General features: G+C 36.9%; 23 protein-coding genes and 4 pseudogenes. 9 read left to right on the top strand and 18 right to left on the bottom strand.

The genetic code is table 11. The annotated features are described in order from the left end of the window. Positions 1–133 precede the first annotated feature (133 nt). Both LZ575_RS06440 and LZ575_RS06435 read right to left on the bottom strand, forming a co-directional pair. Positions 134–970, bottom strand: coding sequence for an ABC transporter permease (locus tag LZ575_RS06440; protein WP_235329932.1), 837 nt, complete (start codon positions 968–970; stop codon positions 134–136). 1 nt (position 971) lies between these two features. Next, positions 972–1,874, bottom strand: coding sequence for an ABC transporter ATP-binding protein (locus LZ575_RS06435; protein WP_235329931.1), 903 nt, complete (start codon positions 1,872–1,874; stop codon positions 972–974). A gap of 89 nt (positions 1,875–1,963) precedes the next feature. On the opposite strand from LZ575_RS06435, the pseudogene LZ575_RS06430 reads away from it, so the two are divergent. After that, a pseudogene (locus LZ575_RS06430) lies at positions 1,964–3,024 on the top strand (hypothetical protein). A gap of 1 nt (position 3,025) precedes the next feature. On the opposite strand, the gene LZ575_RS06425 reads toward LZ575_RS06430, so the two are convergent. The 7 genes and pseudogenes from LZ575_RS06425 to LZ575_RS06395 all read right to left on the bottom strand — a co-directional run bounded on the left by LZ575_RS06425 (position 3,026) and on the right by LZ575_RS06395 (position 9,907). Next, entirely contained in the window at positions 3,026–4,084 is a 1,059-nt protein-coding gene (locus LZ575_RS06425; protein WP_235329929.1) for a nucleoid-associated protein, read from the bottom strand. Positions 4,085–4,279: 195 nt separating this feature from the next. After that, positions 4,280–4,789: a plasmid pRiA4b ORF-3 family protein gene (locus tag LZ575_RS06420; protein WP_235329928.1), complete on the bottom strand. Its 510-nt coding sequence runs from the start codon at positions 4,787–4,789 to the stop codon at positions 4,280–4,282. Between the two features lie 49 nt (positions 4,790–4,838). After that, positions 4,839–5,857: pseudogene (locus LZ575_RS06415) on the bottom strand (COX15/CtaA family protein). A 14-nt stretch (positions 5,858–5,871) separates the two neighbouring features. Beyond that, positions 5,872–7,319, bottom strand: a pseudogene (locus LZ575_RS06410) (CCA tRNA nucleotidyltransferase). Positions 7,320–7,322: 3 nt separating this feature from the next. Then, complete coding sequence (locus LZ575_RS06405; RefSeq protein ID WP_235329926.1) at positions 7,323–7,883, bottom strand: L-threonylcarbamoyladenylate synthase; 561 nt, start codon at positions 7,881–7,883, stop codon at positions 7,323–7,325. A gap of 3 nt (positions 7,884–7,886) precedes the next feature. Further along, the gene (locus LZ575_RS06400; RefSeq protein ID WP_235329925.1) at positions 7,887–8,795 is read right to left on the bottom strand and encodes a polysaccharide pyruvyl transferase family protein; all 909 of its coding nucleotides are present in this window, start codon (positions 8,793–8,795) and stop codon (positions 7,887–7,889) included. Continuing rightward, complete coding sequence (locus LZ575_RS06395) at positions 8,795–9,907, bottom strand: glycosyltransferase family 4 protein (protein ID WP_235329923.1); 1,113 nt, start codon at positions 9,905–9,907, stop codon at positions 8,795–8,797. Before LZ575_RS06395 ends, LZ575_RS06400 begins: the two co-directional genes overlap by 1 nt. Positions 9,908–10,071: 164 nt before the next feature. Between LZ575_RS06395 and LZ575_RS06390 the strand changes: the two genes are divergently transcribed. Then, positions 10,072–10,863: a glycosyltransferase family 2 protein gene (locus LZ575_RS06390; RefSeq protein ID WP_235329921.1), complete on the top strand. Its 792-nt coding sequence runs from the start codon at positions 10,072–10,074 to the stop codon at positions 10,861–10,863. A 143-nt stretch (positions 10,864–11,006) separates the two neighbouring features. Next, positions 11,007–11,948, top strand: coding sequence for a hypothetical protein (locus LZ575_RS06385; RefSeq protein WP_235329920.1), 942 nt, complete (start codon positions 11,007–11,009; stop codon positions 11,946–11,948). Here the strand turns inward: LZ575_RS06385 and LZ575_RS06380 are convergent. The 3 genes from LZ575_RS06380 to LZ575_RS06375 all read right to left on the bottom strand — a co-directional run bounded on the left by LZ575_RS06380 (position 11,945) and on the right by LZ575_RS06375 (position 13,064). Further along, the gene (locus LZ575_RS06380) at positions 11,945–12,295 is read right to left on the bottom strand and encodes a glycosyltransferase family 4 protein (RefSeq protein WP_255702833.1); all 351 of its coding nucleotides are present in this window, start codon (positions 12,293–12,295) and stop codon (positions 11,945–11,947) included. The genes LZ575_RS06385 and LZ575_RS06380 overlap by 4 nt on opposite strands. Before the next feature lie 7 nt (positions 12,296–12,302). After that, positions 12,303–12,446, bottom strand: coding sequence for a glycosyltransferase (locus tag LZ575_RS24225; RefSeq protein WP_409187191.1), 144 nt, complete (start codon positions 12,444–12,446; stop codon positions 12,303–12,305). Positions 12,447–12,566: 120 nt separating this feature from the next. Continuing rightward, positions 12,567–13,064: a glycosyltransferase gene (locus tag LZ575_RS06375; RefSeq protein ID WP_235329919.1), complete on the bottom strand. Its 498-nt coding sequence runs from the start codon at positions 13,062–13,064 to the stop codon at positions 12,567–12,569. Positions 13,065–13,137: 73 nt separating this feature from the next. On the opposite strand from LZ575_RS06375, the gene LZ575_RS06370 reads away from it, so the two are divergent. Next, entirely contained in the window at positions 13,138–13,905 is a 768-nt protein-coding gene (locus LZ575_RS06370; protein WP_235329917.1) for a lipopolysaccharide kinase InaA family protein, read from the top strand. On the opposite strand, the gene LZ575_RS23380 is transcribed toward LZ575_RS06370, so the two are convergent. After that, positions 13,902–14,537, bottom strand: a complete 636-nt coding sequence (locus tag LZ575_RS23380; protein WP_311196093.1) for a glycosyltransferase family 9 protein — start codon at positions 14,535–14,537, stop codon at positions 13,902–13,904. The two genes, LZ575_RS06370 and LZ575_RS23380, sit on opposite strands and share 4 nt — an antisense overlap. Positions 14,538–14,600: 63 nt before the next feature. Continuing rightward, positions 14,601–14,963 carry a glycosyltransferase family 9 protein gene (locus tag LZ575_RS23375; RefSeq protein WP_311196005.1) on the bottom strand — a complete coding sequence of 121 codons (363 nt, stop codon included), beginning with the start codon at positions 14,961–14,963 and terminating at the stop codon, positions 14,601–14,603. 396 nt (positions 14,964–15,359) lie between these two features. Between LZ575_RS23375 and LZ575_RS06360 the strand changes: the two genes are divergently transcribed. After that, positions 15,360–16,427 carry an IS110 family transposase gene (locus LZ575_RS06360; protein WP_235329915.1) on the top strand — a complete coding sequence of 356 codons (1,068 nt, stop codon included), beginning with the start codon at positions 15,360–15,362 and terminating at the stop codon, positions 16,425–16,427. A 118-nt stretch (positions 16,428–16,545) separates the two neighbouring features. Here the strand turns inward: LZ575_RS06360 and LZ575_RS06355 are convergent, their stop codons facing one another. Further along, on the bottom strand, positions 16,546–17,361 hold the full coding sequence (locus LZ575_RS06355) for a 2,3,4,5-tetrahydropyridine-2,6-dicarboxylate N-succinyltransferase (RefSeq protein ID WP_235329914.1): 816 nt from the start codon (positions 17,359–17,361) through the stop codon (positions 16,546–16,548). 187 nt (positions 17,362–17,548) lie between these two features. Here LZ575_RS06355 and ruvX point away from each other — a divergent pair, with 187 nt between their 5' ends. From ruvX to mazG, 4 genes and pseudogenes are all read left to right on the top strand, one after another. Then, a complete protein-coding gene (ruvX, locus tag LZ575_RS06350) occupies positions 17,549–17,956 on the top strand; it encodes a Holliday junction resolvase RuvX (protein WP_235329912.1) in 408 nt (135 codons plus the stop codon). A 50-nt stretch (positions 17,957–18,006) separates the two neighbouring features. Next, entirely contained in the window at positions 18,007–18,597 is a 591-nt protein-coding gene (gene def / locus LZ575_RS06345) for a peptide deformylase (RefSeq protein ID WP_235329911.1), read from the top strand. Positions 18,598–18,655: 58 nt separating this feature from the next. After that, positions 18,656–19,120 (top strand): DUF5606 domain-containing protein, encoded by a 465-nt coding sequence (locus LZ575_RS06340; protein ID WP_235329909.1) that lies wholly within the window; start codon positions 18,656–18,658, stop codon positions 19,118–19,120. A gap of 127 nt (positions 19,121–19,247) precedes the next feature. Continuing rightward, positions 19,248–20,017, top strand: a pseudogene (mazG, locus tag LZ575_RS06335) (nucleoside triphosphate pyrophosphohydrolase). Between the two features lie 30 nt (positions 20,018–20,047). On the opposite strand, the gene LZ575_RS06330 reads toward mazG, so the two are convergent. The 3 genes from LZ575_RS06330 to LZ575_RS06320 form a co-directional block, all read right to left on the bottom strand. Next, entirely contained in the window at positions 20,048–20,857 is an 810-nt protein-coding gene (locus LZ575_RS06330) for a hypothetical protein (RefSeq protein WP_235329907.1), read from the bottom strand. Positions 20,858–20,917: 60 nt separating this feature from the next. Beyond that, positions 20,918–21,553 carry a class I SAM-dependent methyltransferase gene (locus LZ575_RS06325; protein ID WP_235329906.1) on the bottom strand — a complete coding sequence of 212 codons (636 nt, stop codon included), beginning with the start codon at positions 21,551–21,553 and terminating at the stop codon, positions 20,918–20,920. 172 nt (positions 21,554–21,725) lie between these two features. Beyond that, positions 21,726–22,325 carry a hypothetical protein gene (locus tag LZ575_RS06320; RefSeq protein ID WP_235329905.1) on the bottom strand — a complete coding sequence of 200 codons (600 nt, stop codon included), beginning with the start codon at positions 22,323–22,325 and terminating at the stop codon, positions 21,726–21,728. Positions 22,326–22,419: the final 94 nt, after the last annotated feature.

Raw genomic sequence — 22,419 nt, 5'->3', positions numbered from 1 at the left:
CTTTTTCTTAACCCCACGAATTTAAGCAATAATCCTGCCTATTAAAAGCGGAGATGAAAAATGAAATTCCCTTCTTGAAAAGGTGTAGATATGGCAGGATTGGCGCGAAATGCACTTTCTTTAAAACCTGATCTTATAGATCCCTCTTCTTCAACAAAGCAAAAGATAGATAAATAAATAAGGTGGTCCAGACGAGTACTATTAATAATTGATACCAGTGTACACCATAATCCTTATCAAGTTCAGACCCAATTTGTGAGGCGGCAGTCTGAATAAAGTTAAGACGGGAGATAGGCTCAACTACCAGGTTACTCATCGATGAAAGTGGAAAAAACTGCATTATATTATCTGCAATATCAGTATTTCTGAAAAGTTTCCATTTTAGCACCCCATAAGCAATGGATTCCAGGATCCACCAGATGAATAAGAAACCCAGAGCAAAGGCTGACCTTTTTACAAGGATACCCAAAAACATACAGAAGGCAAAGAACCCCATAAGTTTAATGAAGTACGCAAAGAGATATTCCATATCTGAAAATATGATCGAAATCTCATTATAATCAGAAAAAGAAAGTCCCAGGATCATCGTAACAATGAAAAGGAATAGAGTTGAAATAACTGCAAACAGGAGGACAGCGAGAAATTTGGACATAACGAATTCCTTCTTGCTAAGTCCATCAATTAAGTTCTGTTTTAGAGTCCTGTTGCTGTATTCATTAGACATCATTGAGACTATCACAATTGCGAGAAATAATTTGAGAGTGGCTGCAATATAGCTGTTGAAGTGCCAGATAAATGGAAAGTTAAAGATCCCCTGATCGGCAAGCCGGAAATGTACCTGTCCCAGATCAAATTCAATGGAGGCAATAAGAGCAATAAAGGTGATAAGGATAAAATAGGTAAGTGTCAGGACTTTTGCAGAACGGCTATATTTCAGCTTGTGTAATTCTATATCTAATAATCGTAGCATCTTAATTGGAGGTTTGGTTGGTTAACTGTAAAAACTGCTCTTCAAGACTTTCTTTTCTCTTCACCAGATATGAAAGGACAATTCCTTTGCTGAAAAGGAAAGAGTTTAAAGCCTCTGCATCCATTGGTTCATCGAGAAAAGCAGTTACAAGTCCTTCAGTAAAAGTAATTTTTCCTATTGATGGATGGTTCTCAAGAAGTTCCTGTAGTTTTTGTGGATCACTACTTTTTAGTTCAAAGAAACCATGACTTGCATTCATTCGGTCTACACGGCCACTATATAGTTTTACTCCTTTTCTAATGATCACAACATGAGAACAAACCTTTTCAACTTCATCCAGTAGGTGAGAAGCGAGAAGAATGGTTGTTCCTGTGGCAGCAATTTTCCTTATAATTTCCCGAATTTGATGGATACCTTGGGGGTCAAGTCCATTTGTAGGTTCATCAAGAATAAGAATTTCAGGGTCGTTAAGCAGGGCAGAGGCAATAGCTAAACGCTGTTTCATACCAAGGGAGAACGTGCGGAATTTGCTGTCCTTCCTGTCCAGTAATCCTACTATTTCAAGTTTCTCGTCTATCTTTTCCGGGGCTACACCTTTGATCTTACAAACAAGAGCAAGATTTTGAGCCGCTGTCATATAAGGGTAAAAATTGGGATGTTCGATGATGGCCCCTACTTTCTTCAAAGCTTCGTGGGTAGAATCACTGCCATCAAACCAAAAGAATTCTCCGGAAGTTTTATTTACAACATTGAGAACCATTCCAAGGGTGGTGGACTTGCCACTCCCGTTGGGTCCTAATATTCCGTAGACATTTCCTTTCTTTATGGTAAAAGAGAGGTCGTTTACAGCTGTTAAAGAGCCGTACTTCTTCGTTAAATTTTTGATGGTAAGAATAGTCTCCAAGATGGTCGTAGTTTCTTATGTGACGACTAACTTAACGTTTTGTTACAAGAGAACTGATTGAGAATCTCTATTTTTGCAAAAACCCGTCTATGCAAGAAAGATTAATGTCCAGGAAAAAGCCTTCTTTTCCCATTAATGAAAGATTTAACACATACCTGGCAAAATATAATCGCAACACTAAAATCCCGGTTTTTTACGAAGATCTTCTTAGGTTTTCAGGTTCAATAGTAGTTTATAGTAAAGCATGATGAAGATACATTATGGGTGCGCTGCTATTATTCTGATTCTGAAAGAGTAGAAATAGACGAGTCCTTAAAACACGTTTATACCATTCTACATTCAGACGGGAGTGATGATGCCCTAGATTACCTGAATATTGATGCTATAGATTACTGCACCTTCGGAAACTCGAAACCCTTCCGTATAAAAGTCAGGAATATACTCAATGACAGTTTTACTTACTTTTACGTGAAAACGGCTGATGCTTCCAGAATTTACGGTCTGGAGGTGGAACATATACTTTCTCCTCACCGAATCAATTTTTTGGTTTATAAGGATACGCTAATCGAGGAACATATCGCGGGAATTCCCGGAGATGTATTTATAGAAAATGAACTTCCGCTTTGTGATGACAGGGCTAAAACCCAAATTGCCAAACAATTTGTAAAATTTAATGAACGCTGTATGGTGCGTCTTTTAGGCGATATGCGTTCTTATAATTACGTAGTAATTCCTACCCATGATTTTGATCATGTAGATTATACCATTCGTGCAATAGATTTTGACCAGCAGTGTTATGAAGGCAATTTGAAGGTATACTTAGCCCCAGTTCTTCAAAGAGAATTTTAAGATGGTGCAATTGGTGACGGACAGGCTTCAGGAGAATTCTATTGAACAATATCGAAAAGAGGAACGATCTCTTTTGGCAAAAAGGATGATCAATGCCAGTACCCGGTTTAAAGAATTAATCAGGTGTATGATCAACGATCACGTCTCAACCGAGGAGAATGTGCGGCAACTGCGAAAAGATCTTTATCAATTCACTACAGACATGAAATTTAAAAGAGCCAGAACGATGGGGCAAATCCTTCGTACGGCTCTTGAATTTGTAAAGAGGAATTATGAAGATGTAAATACGAAGAAAGGCTAGACTAACTTTTTTCCTCTTTGTTAAAGTAAACCAGGTAGTAATACATCTGCTTTTCTTCATCCCATCCTTTTTCCACAAATTTTTGAGCAGATTCAGGATTGATAAAATCCAGCTTTATCTGGATATTTGTGTCCAGATTAATAACATTTTTTATAGATTTTCTCGCAGCAGTTACAGCGGTATTTGCAATAGGAAATTCTGTTAGGTCTTCTATTTTATATTTTGGTGCTTTTTCGGTTTTGTAATTTTTAAACTCCGGAATAAGATCGGGATTGTCTAAAACCGAATTTAAAAAGTTTGTTTCCTCAAAAGAATCGTTTTTTGCAAAGTAGTCCACACTTCGGTTCATGAACATGACCTCTTCTTTTTTGTCTTCCGCAGGTAGAACTACATCTTTTGCGAAATTTTGACAAAACTTGAGATATTTCTTGGTGTAGAAGTTATCGTCAGCCAGTACATCTACTCCCAAAAAGTTTTCCAGCCAGTACTTAGTATCGTATTTGTTGGAGTCTACGGAAAGGATTTTATAACCTTCAGCTCTGTTCTTATTGAAGATAATAGCACCTTTGTCAAGCTTATTCAGATTAATCCCTTGCTGAATGATCATCTCCAAAATACTTCCTTTTTCCTGAAACTGAAGGAAATCGTGTTTTAATTCAGATTTAAAAATACCAATGGCCGATACTTTCTCGTTGTCCAGCAACATATTTTCAAAATAAACTATATACACCTCACCACTCTTGATGTGCGGATGAGCAGATTGCTCAAAGAGAAGCGTATTTATCTTTTTAGAAACCTCATGAACATTTTCAGGAGAATCAAAAATTTGATTTGCGAGGTTGTACAGCTCGTTAAATTCAAGATCAGTTTCGTTGAAGAACTGATAATAATTTTCTTCTTTTTCCCGGAAAGGCTTCAGAAAATATTCTTTGATAAGCGGCATAATCTCATCATTAAGCTGAAATGGTTCAGCAGACAAAAATATGTTTTCGTTGCGGCTTTTATTTCCTACCCTGTGAATTGAAAGGGATTCAATCTGGGCGTTATATAAATTGATCATACTGTGGTGATGAGTATTGAGTAGTGAGTATTTAGTATTGAGAAAAAGTATTAACTAATCAGAATTTTTTAGGCACAGAATACAGCTGCACAATGGCAGGGGCAATTATAGTAAAATCCTGAGAAAATAGTGCTGCGGGTGTCTGTTAGTAATTACAACTTATTAACTATCCTGTAGCGACAAGGGGTGCTGCGATCAATTCCAGTTTTCATCGAACGGAAGGTCGTCGTAATCTTCGAGATCAAAGTCAGAATCTATATCATCGGCAAATTCATCCTTGTCGGCAATAAATTCTTTATCCGGTGCTTCCATAGGGATCTGGCCGTGAACAAACATTAGATTAGGATAGTCTCTTCCTTCTTCTATTTCGGCTATTTCACCTAACTCAATAAGGAAAGTCCACATATTTAGAAAGTCATAGACATAGATGAGCTTAGTCTGGTCTTCAGAAACTACACTGTCCAGGGTGGTTTCATTCATTAGCCTTACAGAGTCTTCTCCATCGCTAATATCAAACTGAGATATCTCCTCGCCCTGGTTCCAGGTATCATCGCTTATATAAAATGACGCCATTTCATTACCATCAAATCCAAAGGCATTTACAATTGAATTATGAAAATCTTCAAGGGTACTTTCCTGCAGGAGTTCTATGTCGCGAAAAACGTCTTCCTCAGCATCAAGAATAATACGGAATCTATAAACCATAGTAAAAATTTAGGACTGCAAAGATACAGCTTTAGATTAGAAATCTATATTATCTGGTGAATCTGTGTAAAGTAAAAGTCATTCCTGTAAGCAGGAAAAATGCGCCTACCTGGTGAGCAACCCCTAACCATACGGGAACGGCGTATACTAATGTAAGGACCCCAAGCAGGAATTGTACAAAGACCAGAATCAACAGGGAATTTACAGCTTTTTGTTGCAGAGATGTAAGAACTAGTTCGCGGGACCTGTACCAGATCAAACCAATTATTCCAACTACAAAATATGCCAAATACCTGTGAACAAACTGAACTCCGCTTTTTCCTTCTACAAAATTCCTCCAGACTGGATTTTGTTCAATATAAACAGTTTCATGAATAAATTTCCCATCGTTCATCGTAGGCCAGGTATTGTGGATCCAGTAAGCATCGAGACTATAGCAACAAATGCTCCCCAGATAATCTGAAGCAGCAGGATTACCATTCCTATTCTTACAAGATTTCTAAAACTCTTTTCTATTACTTTCCTTTCAGGATAAATTAGATCCAGAGCTACCCAATAGGTGTATGCAAAAGTTAGAAATGCAGTAGTCAAGTGAGCTGCCAGCCTGTAGTGGCTTACTGCGGGCATATCTACCAGGCCACTTTTCACCATATACCAGCCTAAGAATCCCTGAAAAGCTCCCAGGGTAAGAAGGATCAGTGATTTCCTGATCGTGGATTTAGCAAGCTGTTTTGTAAGAAGGAAATAAATAAACGGAATAATAAAAACGATCCCTATTAACCTCCCTATAACCCTATGCAGCCATTCCCAAAAATAAATTTGCTTAAAATCTTCAAGTTCAAAATGATAATGAAGTTTTTGATATTCGGGATATTGTTTGTACAATTCAAAAGCTTCCACCCATTCCTGTTCATTTAAAGGAGGAATCGTACCGCTAATGAGTTTATATTCTGAAATGGAGAGTCCCGATTGTGTGAGCCGGGTAATACCGCCTACAATGACCATTATAAAAATTAGAAAACAACCTGTAAAAAGCCAGTAGACAACCTTTTTATTATCTTTCATCATTAAAACGGTAAAATTTATTGGGCAGTATCATTATTTTCCACAGGAGTTAATCCCAACGACTCTCCTTTTTTTAGCATATATTTCCTGGCTGCGTGATATTCGTTCGGGATTTCTCCCTCCAAAATTGCCTCTTTAATGGCATCTTTAATTAATCCAATTTCCCGGGAAGGTTTTAGATCAAAAGTTTCCATAATCTCTTCCCCGCTTACCGGGGGCTGGAAATTGCGGATATGATCTTTTTCTTCAACTTCCTTGATCTTTTTCCGGACCTTCTTAAAGTTGTTGTGGTATTTTTTAAATCGCTTTGGATTTTTAGTTGTGATATCAGCTTCACAGAGTGTCATAAGATCTTCAATATCGTCTCCGGCATCAAAAACCAATCTTCGTACAGCAGAATCGGTTACACTTTCATCAGCAATTACAATGGGCCTACTGCTCATTAGAACCATTTTTTGTACATATTTCATCTTCTCGTTTAAAGGAAGACGCATTTGCTTGAAAAGTTTATAAACCATTTTCGCTCCCACAAACTCGTGGCCGTGGAATGTCCAGCCAATCTTTTTATCGAATTTCTTAGTGGGCGCTTTACCAATGTCGTGCAAAAGAGCAGCCCATCTAAGCCAAAGATCGTTCGTGTTTTCTGAAATATTGTCAACAACTTCAAGTGTGTGCCAGAAGTTATCTTTATGACGCTGGCCTTCAATTTCCTCTATACCTTCAAGGTCGGTAAGCTGTGGCAGTATGAGGGGTAATAACCCGGTTTCGTGTAAAAGTGCGAATCCTACTGAGGGTTTTTCAGCAAGAAGAATTTTATGCAGCTCGTCTACAATCCTCTCCCTCGAAATTATCTGAATTCGCTCCTTATTGCGTGAAATAGCTTCCAGAGAATCTTTTTCTATTTTGAAACCAAGTTGAGTAGCAAACCGAATTGCCCGAAGCATTCTCAAAGGATCATCAGAATAAGTGATATCAGGATCCAATGGTGTCCGGATGATCTTGTTCTTTAGATCTTTAATTCCGTTGAAAGGATCGACAAGAGTTCCAAAATCTTCAGGATTTAAACTTAGAGCGAGAGCGTTAATGGTAAAGTCACGCCTGTTTTGGTCATCCTCCAGACTTCCGTTCTCCACAACCTAGGTTTCCTGCTGTCATGATTGTAGCTCTCTTTCCTGGCACCTACAAATTCTACTTCAAGATGATCTGCTTTAAGCATTGCAGTACCAAAATTTTTAAATACCTGAACTTTAGGTTTTTTAGGTAAAAGTTTTGAGACTTTTTTTGCCAGTTCAATTCCACTGCCAACAGCAACAATATCAATATCTTTAGGTTCTCCTCTTTTAAGAAGATGATCTCTTACAAAACCTCCAATTACATAGCTTTCAAGGGTTTCCTCTGCAGCTTTAGAAATAACTTTAAAAATATTTTGTTGCAGCGCCTGCGTGTAATTGTTGATTTTGGGCATGTCTTATTTTCGGATCACTTTCACACTTAGGTCATTTCCAATCCTGATAATGGCCGAAGGTTTATTTGATGTTTTTGAACGCTGCAAATTTACTACATAGTCCACACCTTTTAAAATTTCAGGGGCTATTTGGGAAAAAGATTCGGGGGAAGGTTCTCCGCTTATATTTGCCGAAGTAGAAACTAGTGGCCTCCTGAATTTATAGATCAGTTTTTCACAAAATTCCTCTTTCACTACTCGTATTGCGAGGGTGTTATCTGCCGCCACTAAATTATTGGCTACGCGTAATGGATTATCATAGATTATGGTAGTAGGTTTGTCAGAAAAGTCTATAATGTCATATGCAGGTTCAGGAACCTGGTCTACATACTGCTCCAGCATCTTTACACTGTTAACAAGGCAAATCATGGCTTTAGTTTCGCTGCGCTTTTTAAGCTTATAAACTTTCTCCACGGCAGTAGGATTAGTAGCGTCGCATCCAATTCCCCAAACAGTATCTGTGGGATATAATATAATACCTCCTTTTTTAAGAACCTCCAGGGTATTTTCAATCTCTTCCTTCATTAATTATAAATTTAAATAGTTAAAAACCTGTTCTGAAAATTTTTTGTTTCGCTCTCTGCAATCATCCAGGGCCCCGGTGTAACTCTGAGCATTTCGCGTATCTTTTATAGAAGACTTATATGTGGAAATAACAGGTGGATATTTAAAATCGAAAAATTTAGAAGAATTTGGTACAACCACCACCTTTCTATTAAGCAAAACACCCCAGTACATAGCGTGGTAACTATCAGTAATGATAGTTTCACTGCTACCAATAAAGTTGACAAAATCCTCCAGGTTTTCTGTATTAGATATAGCAGGAAAGTCCTGAAAAATAAGTGGGATACGAGAGTTTTTCAGGGTGCTTTTATGTAGTACTACTCCAATTTCCTGTGTAGTGTCGTATTTTTTATCAAAAACAGGATTAAGGCAGCTAACGCAGGGCACCCAGTTTTTGCTGAGGCTGTAATCCCGTATACCTGCAAGACCAAAATTATTTGGGTCGATATTATACTCCTGTAATTTTGAAAAGTCTTTTTTGTGTTTGGAATTGTGTCCTACCCCCCATAAAACTGTCTTTTTACCTTTTAATTTTAGCTGTTCAAATGTCTTCATTTGCAGTTCAAAGCTGCTTCTGTTCAGGAGCCCGCCTCCCCCGATTACGAGGGAGTTGTTTGAAATTACTTCCTTAATATTATTAGAATACCTTTTTTTAAAGTCAAAAATGTCTACTTCAATATCTCCGAGTTCTTTAAAGTAATTCTTTGGAGAACTGTAATAGTCTCCCACATTATCTGTATCTATCCTGTAAATATTGGCAATGCTCCTGTTTTTTTGAGGAGTATTTATTATCCCGTCTCTAACCTCTCTTTTTTTCAACGAGCGGGCAGGGGAGGTAAGTAGATTTTTTACAAAGGGGAAAATTCTTTTCATCAGTGCCTGCTCTTTAAGACTTTGCGGTATTCCTGTAAAGTCTTTTGAGCCATATATTCTGTCGAAAATTCCGGAAATAATTTTTTATGGCTCCTTTCTGCAAAGGTCTTACCTAATTCAGGATTTGCCAAAAGTACTTCAACATTTTCAGCTAATCCCACAGCATCTTCCTTTCCGGAAAGGAGTCCGTTGACTTTATGATCTATAAATTCCGGAATTCCACCTACGTTTGTACTTACCATAAGCACTTTATATTTAGCTGCTTCAAAGATTACCTGCGGAAGACCTTCGCTTTTTGAACTGAGCATCAGTATTTCAAATTCTGGCATAAAGGCAGAAGCATCGGGTAAGTAACCCAAAATCTTTATAGATTCCTCCAGATTATATTCTTCTACCTTCTGTTGAATGGCCGGAGTCAACTTCGAAAAAGTACCTATTTGGACGAAGAATAGATTTTGGTTCTTTCTGATATTCACCAATTCGTTAATCGCAGCAATCCAGGTTTCAAGATCTTTTGCTTTAATATGGTTTCCTATATGTCCAATTATCTTTGTTTCTGCTGAAAGGTTCAACATTTTCCGAAGTTCATAAGACTGAGAAATCGGCTTTTCATCTGTTCTGGTGCCATCATAGATGGTCACTAACTTCTCCTTATCAACAATTGCAGATTCTGTTATTCTGCGGACTTCTTCGGAAACACAAATTATCTTCTTTATTTGGGGGTGGTTGTATTTGAAAAGAGTTCGCTTCCTGTTTTTGATAGGAAAAGATGTTTTTTTACTGAAGATGAAGGGAGGTAATTCAGCCATTTTTGTTGCAATAACAGCCAGAGTTAACGAAGTCGCTCCATGCAGATGGACCAAATCAATTCTATGTTTTTTACAAAGGGAGATAAGTTTAAATACGGCTCTTGGATCTACATTAATAGCAAGCGGAACTGTAGAATACAAAAATTGACTATTCTTCAGGCGATCGTGAAACTGCCCATCCCTTGCAACTACGATTAAACTCTTAACCTCCGGATTTGATTTTGAAAGTTCATAGACAAGATTTTCAATATAATTTCCACCACCGCCCCAACTTTTTACTGCTGAAAAATGGAGAATATTCATATCTTTTGAATAGGTGAGTTCTTATGGCTAACTGACTAGTAAAATAAAGGTTTAAAATTACATTAATATTCCGAATTGATTGAAGTGAAGCGGTGACTGAATGATTATAAAAGAAGAGGTTAATTATTAAAATTATATTTTTGCTACTCCTATAAAGATAATACATGAGAACAGCCTTACTAATATCCACCTATAACTGGCCGGAAGCTTTAGAAGTTGTGCTAAAAAGTGTGAAAAGGCAGGTTCAGTTGCCCGATGAAATTCTCATTGCAGATGATGGATCTGGAAAGGAAACGCAAAATATAATTGAACAATTTCAGAATTCTCTTTCAATACCTATTAAACATTTTTGGCAGGAGGATAAAGGATTTAGAAAATCAGAGATCTTAAATAAAGCTATAGCTCAAACTAATGTTGATTATATTATTCAAATAGACGGAGATTGTATTGTACATCCTTTTTTTGTTCAGGATCATCGTAATACTGCTCAGGAAGGATCTTATGTTTTTGGTTCCCGTGTCAATATAAAACCTTCTGCCGTACCTGGTATTTATAAAAATAAACATACCCATTTTTCCGTCTTGTCACCTTCAATAAAAAACCGCACACGTAATTTTCACATCCCGATCCTGCAAAAGATTTACACACCCAAACCTACATTTTCCACTAAAACCCGTGGCTGTAATCTGGCTTACTGGAGAAAAGATTTTATTGGGGTAAACGGTTATGATGAAGCTATGGAAGGTTGGGGTAGAGAAGATACTGAATTTGTCTGGCGAATGGTAAATAAGGGAATTTACGGTAAAAGGTTACGCTATGGAGGCATAGTATATCATATTTTTCACCCGGAGAATTCAAGGAATAATCTGGATAAAAATGATAAAATACAGAAAGCGACTGAGCGTGAGAAAAGAACCTGGTGTAACGATGGAATTGATAAATATCTTAGAGCTTAAATAGAATATAAAACTGTTCCTAAATACAATTAAAACAAGTTTAGGTAATTCTCAATCCTATTTATCTTCTTAATTTGGTTCTTTCTTAAAGTTCCAGTTAACATGTTTTTCTAAGAGAATTGAAAAGCTTTAAAATACGTGATTTGAAAATAACTATAATAGCACCCTTTACCTTTGGATATATAGAAGCATTGGTGGCAGAGTTGGCCGCAAAGCCTTCAGTTGAAGTGACGCTAATTAATACAGGTGAATTCAGGTTTAAGTATCAGTCAGTTTTTGAGAGGGTATATAATGTTTATCTTAAGGTAATTAAAAGTAAAAATTTAAAGATCCAGTTTCAATCCAGGGAAATTGTCAAAATTTTAAATGAGCAGCCTCCTCAGGATATTATCATGGTTATTAGACCAGATAAGCTTGAAAGATCTCTTCTTGGTACTCTAAGGAAGTATTCGTCTAAATTAATTTCCTACTATTTTGACAGCGTAAGTAATTTCCCCCAAAAAATAAAACTTATACCTCTCTTCGATGAAGTATATAGTTATGACAAAGAGGATGCACAAAAATATAATTTGAAATTTATCACAAATTATATTCCCTATGATAGTTCAGGTTCCAAAGAGGTTTCTGGCGGTGTTTTTAATATTTCATCGTATGACAGGCGGTTTCCCGTTTTAGTTACTTTGGCAAATCAGTTAAAACAAATGAATTATCCATTTAAATTCATTGTGAGAAAAGAGAAGCTGATAAAGGTCCCGGATATTGAAATAGTAAAAGAATATATTCCTTTAACTGAGGTTAAGAAATTAATTGAAGAAGCTGAAGTTTTACTTGACATTCAAAAAGAAAATCAAATGGGATTGTCTTTCCGGGTTTTTGAAGCCCTGGGTTATGACAAGAAACTTATAACCACCAATCAGGACATAAAAACATATGATTTCTACGATTCAGATAATATCCTGGTGCTTGACAAAGAAAATTTACAAATTCCGGAATCCTTCTTAAAAAAGCAATATAAAGAGGTGCCGGAAAAGATTAAAGAGAAATACAGAAGGAAAGCCTGGTCAAAAGAAGTATTTGGTATTTAGATTTTTTGCTCGCGTATTTCTTTAAGGTTTTTATAAAAGGAATAATACTCCCGCTGCATTACGTCCAGTGTAAAATATGTGGAAACCATATGATAAGCGCTTTCTATAAGAAGTTCTTTAAGGGATGGATCGTTAATTACCTCAAGGGCATTTTCAGCAAGTTTGGCCGCATCTTTAACCGGAGACAGCATTCCTGTTTCCCTGTTCTTTACTGCTTCTCCTGTTCCACCTGCCGCTGTGGCGACCACTGGTATTTTACAGGCAAATGCTTCCAGGACAGATAGTGGTAATCCTTCAGTGTCCGAAGAAATAAGAAAAAGATCAAATTCCGGAAGTACTTTATGCACGTCATTCCTAAAACCTAGTGAATATCACATCTTTTGTCAGATCTAAATTTTTACAATAATCCTTTATTTCATTCTCCATGGGACCCTCACCGATTATTAAAAATTTAATGTTTTTGTCACTGTTACTCAGGATTATTTTGGCCGCATCCAAAAATGTAAAAAGGTCTTTTTGTTTTGTGAGACTTGGCTACATTTCCAATTAAGATGGTGTTTGGGTCAATATGATATTCACTTCTCAGGATGCCCTGGGGTTTGTTACGGGAAAGATTCTCTACATCAATTCCATCATAAATGACTTTTGCTTTTTCAGGATCATTAAGAACCTAAGCACAAGGACATCTTTAACGGCTTGTGAAACACATAAGATATTTGAAATGCGGGAGTTATTGTATTTAACTCTTTTAAAGTAATTATTCTTTATTCGGTTATTCCGTTTTCGGGAGTATATAAGGCTAACATCCGGTAAAAATTTTATTGCCAGGGATGAAAGGCTAAGTGCAATAGAATCGTGCACGTGAATTACATCAATTTCTTCCTGGCGTGTTATTTTTATAATTTCTTTTAAAAATGATAAAGAAAATTTTGATTTCCTGGAGGCGGTAAAATACTCTATCCCTATACTTTTACATTTTTCGGAAAGAACGGAATGTTTTGGACAAAGAACGACATGTTGAATATCCTTAAAATTTTTTAAAACTTCATAAGTGGTAAGCAACTGTTTGTCGCCGCCCCTCCATTCTATAGTAGTTGAAATATGTAGAACTTTCATAGAATTAAATTAAGGCTTTTATATTCAAAGGTTATTTAGCTGCAATTATACGCTATTATGTTAAATTTGCCTTATGGAATGGACATTTTCCCCTTTTTTTAAGGCAGCGGCAGACAGAAAGAGAATTAAATTCTTTGTGCACGAATTTTCTGAGCAGGGAATGCTGCTAAATGATGGACAACGTAACAGTATTAAACTGTTTATACTTGGAGAGAAAACAATAAATATTAAATCGTTTAAAATACCCAATGCCGTTAATAAGATAGCTTACAGGTTTTTTAGAAAATCTAAAGCTGAACGTTCATTTGCTTATGCAGAACATCTTCTCTCGAAAAATATAGGGACTCCTCAACCCATTGCTTATGCTGAAGAAAAGTCTGTCGTTGCTTTTCAAAGAAGCTACTACGTTAGTGAGCACCTGGAATATAATCTGACCTATCGGGAGCTGGTGCAGGAGCCGGACTTTCCTGATAATGAGAAAATTTTGCGTGCTTTCACGAGGTTCACTTATGATCTTCATGAAAAAGGGGTGGAGTTTCTTGACCATTCTCCGGGAAACACCCTTATACAATTAAATGGAGGAGCTTATAAATTCTATCTTGTAGATCTTAACAGGATGAACTTTAAGGAACTCAATTTTGAGGAGAGGATGAAAAATTTCTCCCGGCTTACTCCAAAGAAAGAAATGGTGGAAGTCATGGCCAATGAATATTCCAAATTAATAAACAAACCTGAAGCCGAAGTATTCGGGAAAATGTGGTTATACACGGTACAATTTCAGGAGAAGTTCCAGCGGAAGCAAAGAATGAAGAAAAAGATAAAGTTTTGGAAAGGGGACTAGGTGGTTTTTCCTTCTGGTTTTTTCTCCTTCGGAAGAATCTTCAAAAATGTTGACAGTTTCTCTGAAATAAATTCCGGTGTAAACTCTAAATAAAGTTCAGCCGATCTTTTTTTGAGGGTGCTTTTTGATTCCTCAGGAAATAGGTCTGGCTGAAAATCTTTTAGATGTACCGCAACGTTCTCTTCACTTTCAAAAAGAGACCAGTCCTCCTTATTAACTGCTGGCGAAAAAATAGCAAAGCTAGGAACATCCAGAGCTTTAGCCATGTTTACAGCACCGCCTTCGTTGCCAAATAATGCATCGCATTGTGAAGTTAAACCCATAAATTCCCTGAGGCTCTTACCAAAAACATTTAGGAATATGTGTTCCTGTGTCTTAGATTTACAGTATCTAAAAATCTGTTGCGCATCCTCCAGCTGATTAGGAATATAATTGAAAAGAAGCTGAGCCTCTGTTTCCTCAACTATTTGATTCAGAAGAGTTGCCAGGTATTTGTGAGGATATGTTTTTTCAGTAGAACTTCCAAGAACAGAAACCATTAGCAGCAGTTTTTCTGATGATATTCCTGCATTTCGGAGCGTATCCTTTGCCTGCTCAATTTCTGCTTCTGTAAGATAAATCTTCGGTTTAATGAGCTTTGGAATATTTTCTACAATTGGAGAAAGTAATCTTAATCGATTCTCAATAGCAAGGGCTTAAGCCGCAGTTTCCGCTTTGGTATTTCGAGAGACGGTATGGGTATAAAATTTACGGGTGTACCATTTGTCGTAGGAAACAGTAATTTTTGCTCCGGAAGAAGAAGAAATGATTGCCGTTCCTATTTTCGAATAAACATCAATGATGACATCATATTTTTCCCGCTTAATTCCCTTAAGAAAAGTATAAAGCCTAAGAGGTTTCTCAGTTTGTTTATCAAACGGAATAATTTTGTCTATAAAAGGATTATTTTCTACAACAGCGAGGGTATGTCTGTATATAAGATAATGCAGTTCAGCTTTAGGATACTCTTTTTTCAGAGCTTCAAATAAAATTGAGGACGTAAGTACGTCCCCAATCATTTTTTGCTGAATTACAAGTATCTTCATTGGCCCCACCCAACCTCCCCAAAGGGGAGGAGCTTTTATTTGTTGAAATATGATTTTCTCTTATTCATGATCAAAAATTATTTTCCCGCAATAATTCCCCCTCGTATGTTTGAATCTTGATTACTATTTCAAATATAAGATTTTGTTAGTAGAGATTATCTTGGTTATTTTAATTATAACTAAGGAAGGAACAGGATTAGCAACTCCCCCTAGATAACTCTTTTGATGTATATCGACCCGAAGATTTTGCTCCTGTTTCTTTTCTTCTCAAAATCTGAATAGTATCTAGGGAACTTGTATATCACTTGTATCCCGTATAATTACGAGGAAAGATAAAAAGAAGAATTCCTTTAATTTAAAAAACCTTTTATGAAAAAGCTTGTGGTTGGCATTGATATCTCTATGAATGATTTTCATGCCTGTATTAAATTAAGAACAGAAAATGATGTTATTAAGATTAAAGGCACCCGTACTTTTGAAAATACAGAAAAAGGATTCCAGGAATTCTATTCTTGGGCTTTAAAACAGCAAAAGAATAATTATTCTCTCAAGTTCGTAATGGAGGCCACAGGGATCTATTATGAGAATCTGGCATATTTTCTATATGCTAATGACCAGAATGTATCTGTAGTGCTGGCTAATAAAATCAAGAACTACGCTAAGAGCCTTAATATCAAAACAAAAACAGACAAGGGTGACTCAAAGATGATTAGTTTTGGAATAGAAAGAAAACTGGAAGAATGGCAACCAATGTCCCCAGGCTATAAAGATCTTAGGGATCTATGTAGAGAACTTCTTAGTATTAAAAAAGAAAAGCAACGAGCCCAATCGCAACTTCATGCCCTTGAAAAGTCTCATAGAAAGCTGGAAGTCGTTTTAAAATTAAAGAGAGAACAAATTGAATTCTTTGAAAAAGCCATTAAGCTCATTAAAAAAGATATTAAAGCCAAGGTAAATCAGGATGTGGTTTTAAAAGAGAAAATAAGAAAAATAAAAACCACCCCAGGATTAGGGTTTGAAACAGCAGTGATTTTAGTATGTGAAACAAATGGATTTGCTCTTTTTAATAACATTAGCCAATTGGTAAGCTATGCGGGATTAGATGTAACACAAAATGAGTCTGGAAAATATAAAGGGAAAACAAGAATCTCAAAACGAGGTAACACAAGGATACGCCAGGCTTTATATATGCCTTCTATGAGTGCTGTTCAAGCTAATGAGCCTATTAAAAAATTATATGAAAGAGTGAAAGAGAGAAATCCAGATATTAAAAGAAAAGGCATAGTAGCCGGAATGAGAAAATTATTGATCCTTGCCTATACCCTCTGGAAAAAAGATGAAGAATATAGAAAGGATTATGACTGGACCCAATCAAAAAAAGAAAATAAAAGTATAAACCAAATTCCAAAAAAAGCGGAGCCCAAAGCCCCGCACTAGATAGACTTCGAATCAACGAATTGACCGAAGCCTTCTTTTAAACAAAATTAAAAAAAAGAAGAGATAATCTCTATATAATTAGGAATTCACCATAGTATCTTCGGGGGTTAGGGGGATTTTAAACCGCCACGTTATATTCCCTTAGTGCATCATTTAAGGATGTTTTTTTGTTGGTGCTCTCTTTTCTTTTTCCAATAATTAAAGCACAAGGCACCTGGTATTCTCCTGCAGGAAATTTTTTGGTATAACTTCCGGGAATCACCACAGATCTTGATGGGACATAACCTTTAAATTCCTTTGGTTCGTCTCCTGTAACATCAATAATCTTAGTAGAGGCTGTTAGAACGACATTAGCTCCAAGAACGGCTTCTTTTTCTACTCTTATTCCCTCTACCACAATACATCTTGAGCCTATAAAAGCATTATCTTCAATAATTACAGGTGCAGCCTGTAAAGGCTCCAGAACTCCCCCAATACCAACTCCACCGCTCAGGTGAACATTTTTTCCTATTTGAGCGCAGCTTCCCACTGTCGCCCATGTGTCTACCATTGTCCCTTCGTCTACATAAGCGCCAATGTTGACATAGCTCGGCATCAATATCACTCCTGACGAAATATATGCACCGTATCTTGCCACTGCATTAGGCACTACTCTTATCCCTTTTTCAGCATATCCTGTCTTGAGAGGCATCTTATCGTGGTACTCGAATATTCCGGCTTCCAGGGTTTTCATTTTTTGAATAGGGAAATAAAGAACCACTGCTTTTTTCACCCATTCATTTACCTGCCAGCCATTTGAAGTAGGCTCGGCAACGCGTAATTCTCCTGAATCCAGGAGATGGATTACCCTGCGAATGGCATCTATAGTATTTGATTCGCCGAGGAGACTTCTGTCTTCCCAGGCTTTCTCGATCTGTTCCTGTAAATTTTTCATTAATGGTTGTTTTGTGCAAATATAAATATTTGAATTAAGTACACTTTAATGTTGCTTGCGTTGTTTATCTGAAGTTCCTAAAACAAAAATCATCTTATGGTGAAAAATCCCGGAGACAATCTTTTACCCAGGCTTCCTTCGGTTTTAATATTGCCTATTTAAGCTTACATTTGCCAAAAATATTTTCATGGCGAGAATAATGGCTCTAGATTACGGGATGAAACGCACAGGAATAGCAGTGACTGATGAGATGCAGATCATTGCTTCCGGACTGGGGACAGTTCCTACTGCAGAGTTGATGCCTTACCTGGAGAAATATTTTAAGGAAGAAAATGTGGAGCTTGTCCTTGTAGGGGAACCTAAGCAAATGGATAATACAGCTTCCCAAAGTGAAGGCGCTATTCTTGAATTTTTGAAGAAGTTTCAGGAAAAATTTCCGCAGATGGAGATGAAGAGAGTTGATGAACGCTTTACTTCAAAAATGGCTGTAAGAACTATGATTGACAGCGGATTGAAAAAGAAGAAGCGTCAGGATAAGTCCCTGCTTGATGAGATAAGCGCGACTATTATTCTTCAGTCATATTTATATAAATAATAATAAATGCCCGATGCAAACTAAAGCAGGTAGAGGCGAAAAGGAATAAAATGATTTTACCGATTGTAGCTTATGGAGATCCTGTTCTCAGGAAAAAAGCGAAAGAAATAGAAGAGGACTATCCTAACTTAAAAGAGCTTATTGAAAATATGTGGGAAACCATGTACGAAGCCTACGGCGTTGGGCTTGCGGCACCGCAAATAGGACTTCCCATACGTCTTTTTATTATTGATCCTACGGCATTTTCTGAAGATGAATCTCTGGAAGAGTCTGAAAAGGCAGTTTTAAAAGATCTAAAAAAGGTTTTTATAAATGCTGAGATAATTAGTGAAGAAGGGGAGGAGTGGGCTTTTAATGAAGGATGTCTTAGTATTCCTGATGTTCGGGAAGACGTATTCCGGAAACCTAAGATTACTATAGAATATCAGGATGAAAACTTTGATACACATCGGGAAGTATACGAAGGGGTAGCTGCCAGGGTCATTCAGCATGAGTACGATCATATTGAAGGGATCCTGTTTACTGATAAACTCTCAAGCCTGAAGAAAAGGCTTATAAAGGGGAAACTCAGCAATATATCAAAAGGGAAGATACAGTGCGATTACAGGATGCGCTTTCCGGCAATGAAAAAAGGCCGTTGAATCCTTTGATATTACTTGAAGAGATATGATATTTGCCAGCCAAAATTAAGATGACGCGATGGGTTTAGAAAAAATATTATCAATTTCCGGTAAACCGGGATTATATGAATTAACGGCACAAACAAGAGGAGGTTTTGTAGCAAAATCTATAACTGAAGGAAAAAAGATTTCAGTTAGTGTACGTAACAATGTAAGCCTCTTAAGTGAAATAGCGGTTTATACTTATTCTGAAGAAGTGCCTTTGGGGACAATTTTTCAGAAAATATATGAGAAAGAAGATGGAGGACAGGCTATAGATCACAAGGCATCGAAAAAAGAACTTGAGAATTATTTTGCTGAAGTCCTACCTGATTATGATGTTGACAGAGTTTACCAGAGCGATATCAAAAAAATTATTCAATGGTATAATCTTTTGGTTAGCAATGGATTTACTGATTTTTCTAAGGAATCTGACAAAGAATCCACCGAAGAAGCAGATAAAACTAAAGAGAAAGTAGATAAAACAAAAGACGAAGAGGAATAGAATCTTCTCTTAGAAACAAATCTGAAAGCAGTTTTATTTATAATAAAGCTGCTTTTTTTGTTGATAGAATTGAATATTGAAATAGCTAATATTTCCTCACAATCGTATTTTTACAAAAATGAAGATTATGAATTCCAGAAAAGATCAATTACTTGCCTTTGACAGATTACTAACCATTATGGATGAACTGCGGGAGCAATGCCCGTGGGACAGGAAGCAAACAATGGAAAGCTTGAGGCATCTTACGATAGAAGAGGTTTATGAACTGGGAGATGCCATTCTTGAAAAAGACAGGGAAGAGATCAAAAAGGAACTGGGTGATATTTTATTACACCTGGTATTCTACGCCAAAATTGGGAGTGAAACAAATGATTTTGATATAGCCGATGTCGCCAACAGTATCTGCGATAAGTTAATTGACAGGCATCCTCATATCTATGGTGATGTAGAAGTGGCCGACGAAGAAGATGTAAAGAAGAATTGGGAAAAATTGAAGTTGAAGGAAGGGAAGAAAAGCGTTCTGGAAGGAGTGCTTCTCTACCTGCCCTGGTTAAGGCCAGCAGGATCCAGGATAAAGTGGCAGGGGTAGGATTTGACTGGGAAGAACCGGAACAGGTTTTTGAAAAGCTGAAAGAGGAACTGGATGAACTGCATCATGAACTTCAGGTTCAGGACCAGGATAAAATGGAAGCAGAATTTGGAGACGTTTTGTTTTCGCTGATAAATTATGCCCGTTTTTTAAATATAAACCCTGAAAACGCCCTGGAGCGTACCAACAAGAAATTTATCAAGAGATTCAAATATCTGGAAAACAAAGCCAAAGAAAAGAACAAGCCGTTAAGCGAAATGACTTTGGCTGAAATGGATGTATTCTGGGAAGAGGCAAAGAAATTGTAGTAAGGGATCTTTGTCGTTTGTTGTCGATGACTATTCCACCTCTCTTAATACTTGTATAAAGTTATATACAAATTTATCACGTTTCTCATTTTCGAGTAGATCCAGTGAAAGATAAGGGTTAAGATCTTCAAGCTCTACAAGAAGCAGGGAACCATCTGGTAAACGGCACGCATCTACCCTTGTAATCCCCCGCTCAATATTATTCCATTCGATGAATAGCTTTGCAAATTTCAGATCCTCCGGAGTTGCTTTATATTCTTCCAGTTGCCAGCGTTTCTCCTTGTTGGGTGCGTATAAGGCGTATTGAAATTCTTTATTTAAATAATAAAAGGAAACTTCGTGTTTAAAATCTGTAAACGGCTGGATCAGCTTTCCTTTTAGGTCAGTCTCCTCAAGCTCTTTTTTAGTGAGAATTTCCATTCCTATAGAGTCTGCCCCATTTTTAATCTTCACAATATATTTATCCGAAATTCCTAACCGCGGCAATTCTTCTAAAGTGCTAACTGTTGGTATTACAGGGTAATTCAAATTTGTAAGATCAACTAAATACTGTTTTCCCTGGATGTCGGCTTTTCCGTCAAAGGAATTAAAAGTAAGAATATTCCTTTTCTTAATCTCCTTCAGAAATTTTTGAAAATATTCCTGATATTCCAAAACCGGATTAGTGTTTCTAAAAACTATAAGATCGGCACAATCCAGAAATTCCAGGGCTTGTTGTGGATGTGCAATAAGTAGATGAAAGTGCTCCTTCAGTTTGGAGGTTATATAGAGATCTTCTCTAAAATATTCCCTTCCGTTTGCCTCATAATAGAAGTTTGTGAGGTATAAAATTTTCTTCATCTTTTGCTGCATGTATAGGCTGTAATTTTTTGGTTTTACCGATTAAGTTCTTACTAATTTTTAGGGTTTCTTTTTTCTAAAGAGAAGGGCAAGAATTCGTGGTGGTGTAGATTTTTCAGGATTATCAAAATGCTCCTCCAATTTGATAAGTTCCAGTCCGTTTTTTTCAGTGGCCCGGGTAAAGTCTGAAATGTGATGAGTGAAACAATTTACTTCCTGTAGGCCCATCTCTGTTTCAAATCTTGCTTTTGTGCCGAGGTACTGCTTAAATGGATGAAGTTCCCCCAGATAAACCATTCCTTCGGAATGTAAAATTTGGGAAACTTTTTCAAATATGGGATTCAGATTTTCGATATGCTCCAGAACAAGACTAAAAACTACCAGATCGTATTTTGTGTTATCGATGAAATTCCATTCTTCAGTAATATCTGCCTGAACAAATTGCACTCTCTCAAAACTCACCTTTTTCTGCGCTCTGGCAAGCATTTCATCAGAAAGGTCGACTGCAGTAATTTTTTCTGCCTTTGTTAGTAGCCATTCAGTATTTTTGCCCGTTCCACATCCAATTTCCAAACACTCCTTAAATGAAATGTGTGCCAAAGCAGATCTCAAAGATAAAGCCTCAAGGTCGCGGGTTCTGTTCTTGTTACTGTCATATTGGCTAGCCCAAAGGTTGTATGCCAGTTTAACATTCATAGATTTTCTCTATTTAGGCGATTTAAAAAAAATTACGGATTTTGTTTCTGGATCTACCTTACTTAAATGGAAAATACTTTACTGGGTTAACGTACAATCGCTTTTCCGGCGGGAAACTGTAGGAGACCCGCGCCTGGAGAAGGCTTATGGAAAATAAAATTTTCTATAGAGATTAATTTTGTGGAGGTGTAATCATAATATGCGCCCTATGAGTCCCGGGATCCATGAGCCAGGGCATTCCGGGAGCATGAGGTTTATCTGGAAGACCAGTCGATTCTACTGTGGCGTAGGGAATGTAAATAACATATCTAAGACTACCGTCCTTGAGTTCCCCGGTAGAACGATCATAATTTTCTTCAGTTCCGGAAAAGATATACGTCATACTGGGAGCATCAGGCAAAATCAATTCCCCTGATTCTGCTTCTTTTCTTCTAATCTCTCTTTTCTCGGTTTCAGATTTTCCTTCAGCAGCCAATGCTCTTCCGCGGGACATAAAAGGATCCAGTTTTTTAGAATAGCAACTCACACTAATTCCTTTACGAGTGGGATCATCGGCAATACACACTAAATTATTAGTGCCTTCTCTTAATATTATCATTTTCCCTTGCTTATCATACCCATAAACCATGGCTCCCTCTCGTAATTGTTCGGGAGCAGGAAGAACAGCAGTGGTAATTTGAACCTCAGAGGGTAAAATTTCAGAACTTTTTTGTTGGGATGAAACAAGAAAGCTACTAAAACAAAATACAATGCAAAGAATAACTGATTTCATATTATTGGAATTATTAGTACCCTTAAAGATAAACATTATGAACTCCCTTAAGGATAATGTGGTACAGGAAAATATTTATTTAAAAAATAAGGAC

The sequence above is a fragment of the Antarcticibacterium sp. 1MA-6-2 genome, assembly GCF_021535135.1.
In the GTDB taxonomy this organism is placed as follows: Bacteria; Bacteroidota; Bacteroidia; order Flavobacteriales; family Flavobacteriaceae; genus Gillisia.
This window is presented reverse-complemented; position numbering and strand designations above follow the sequence as displayed.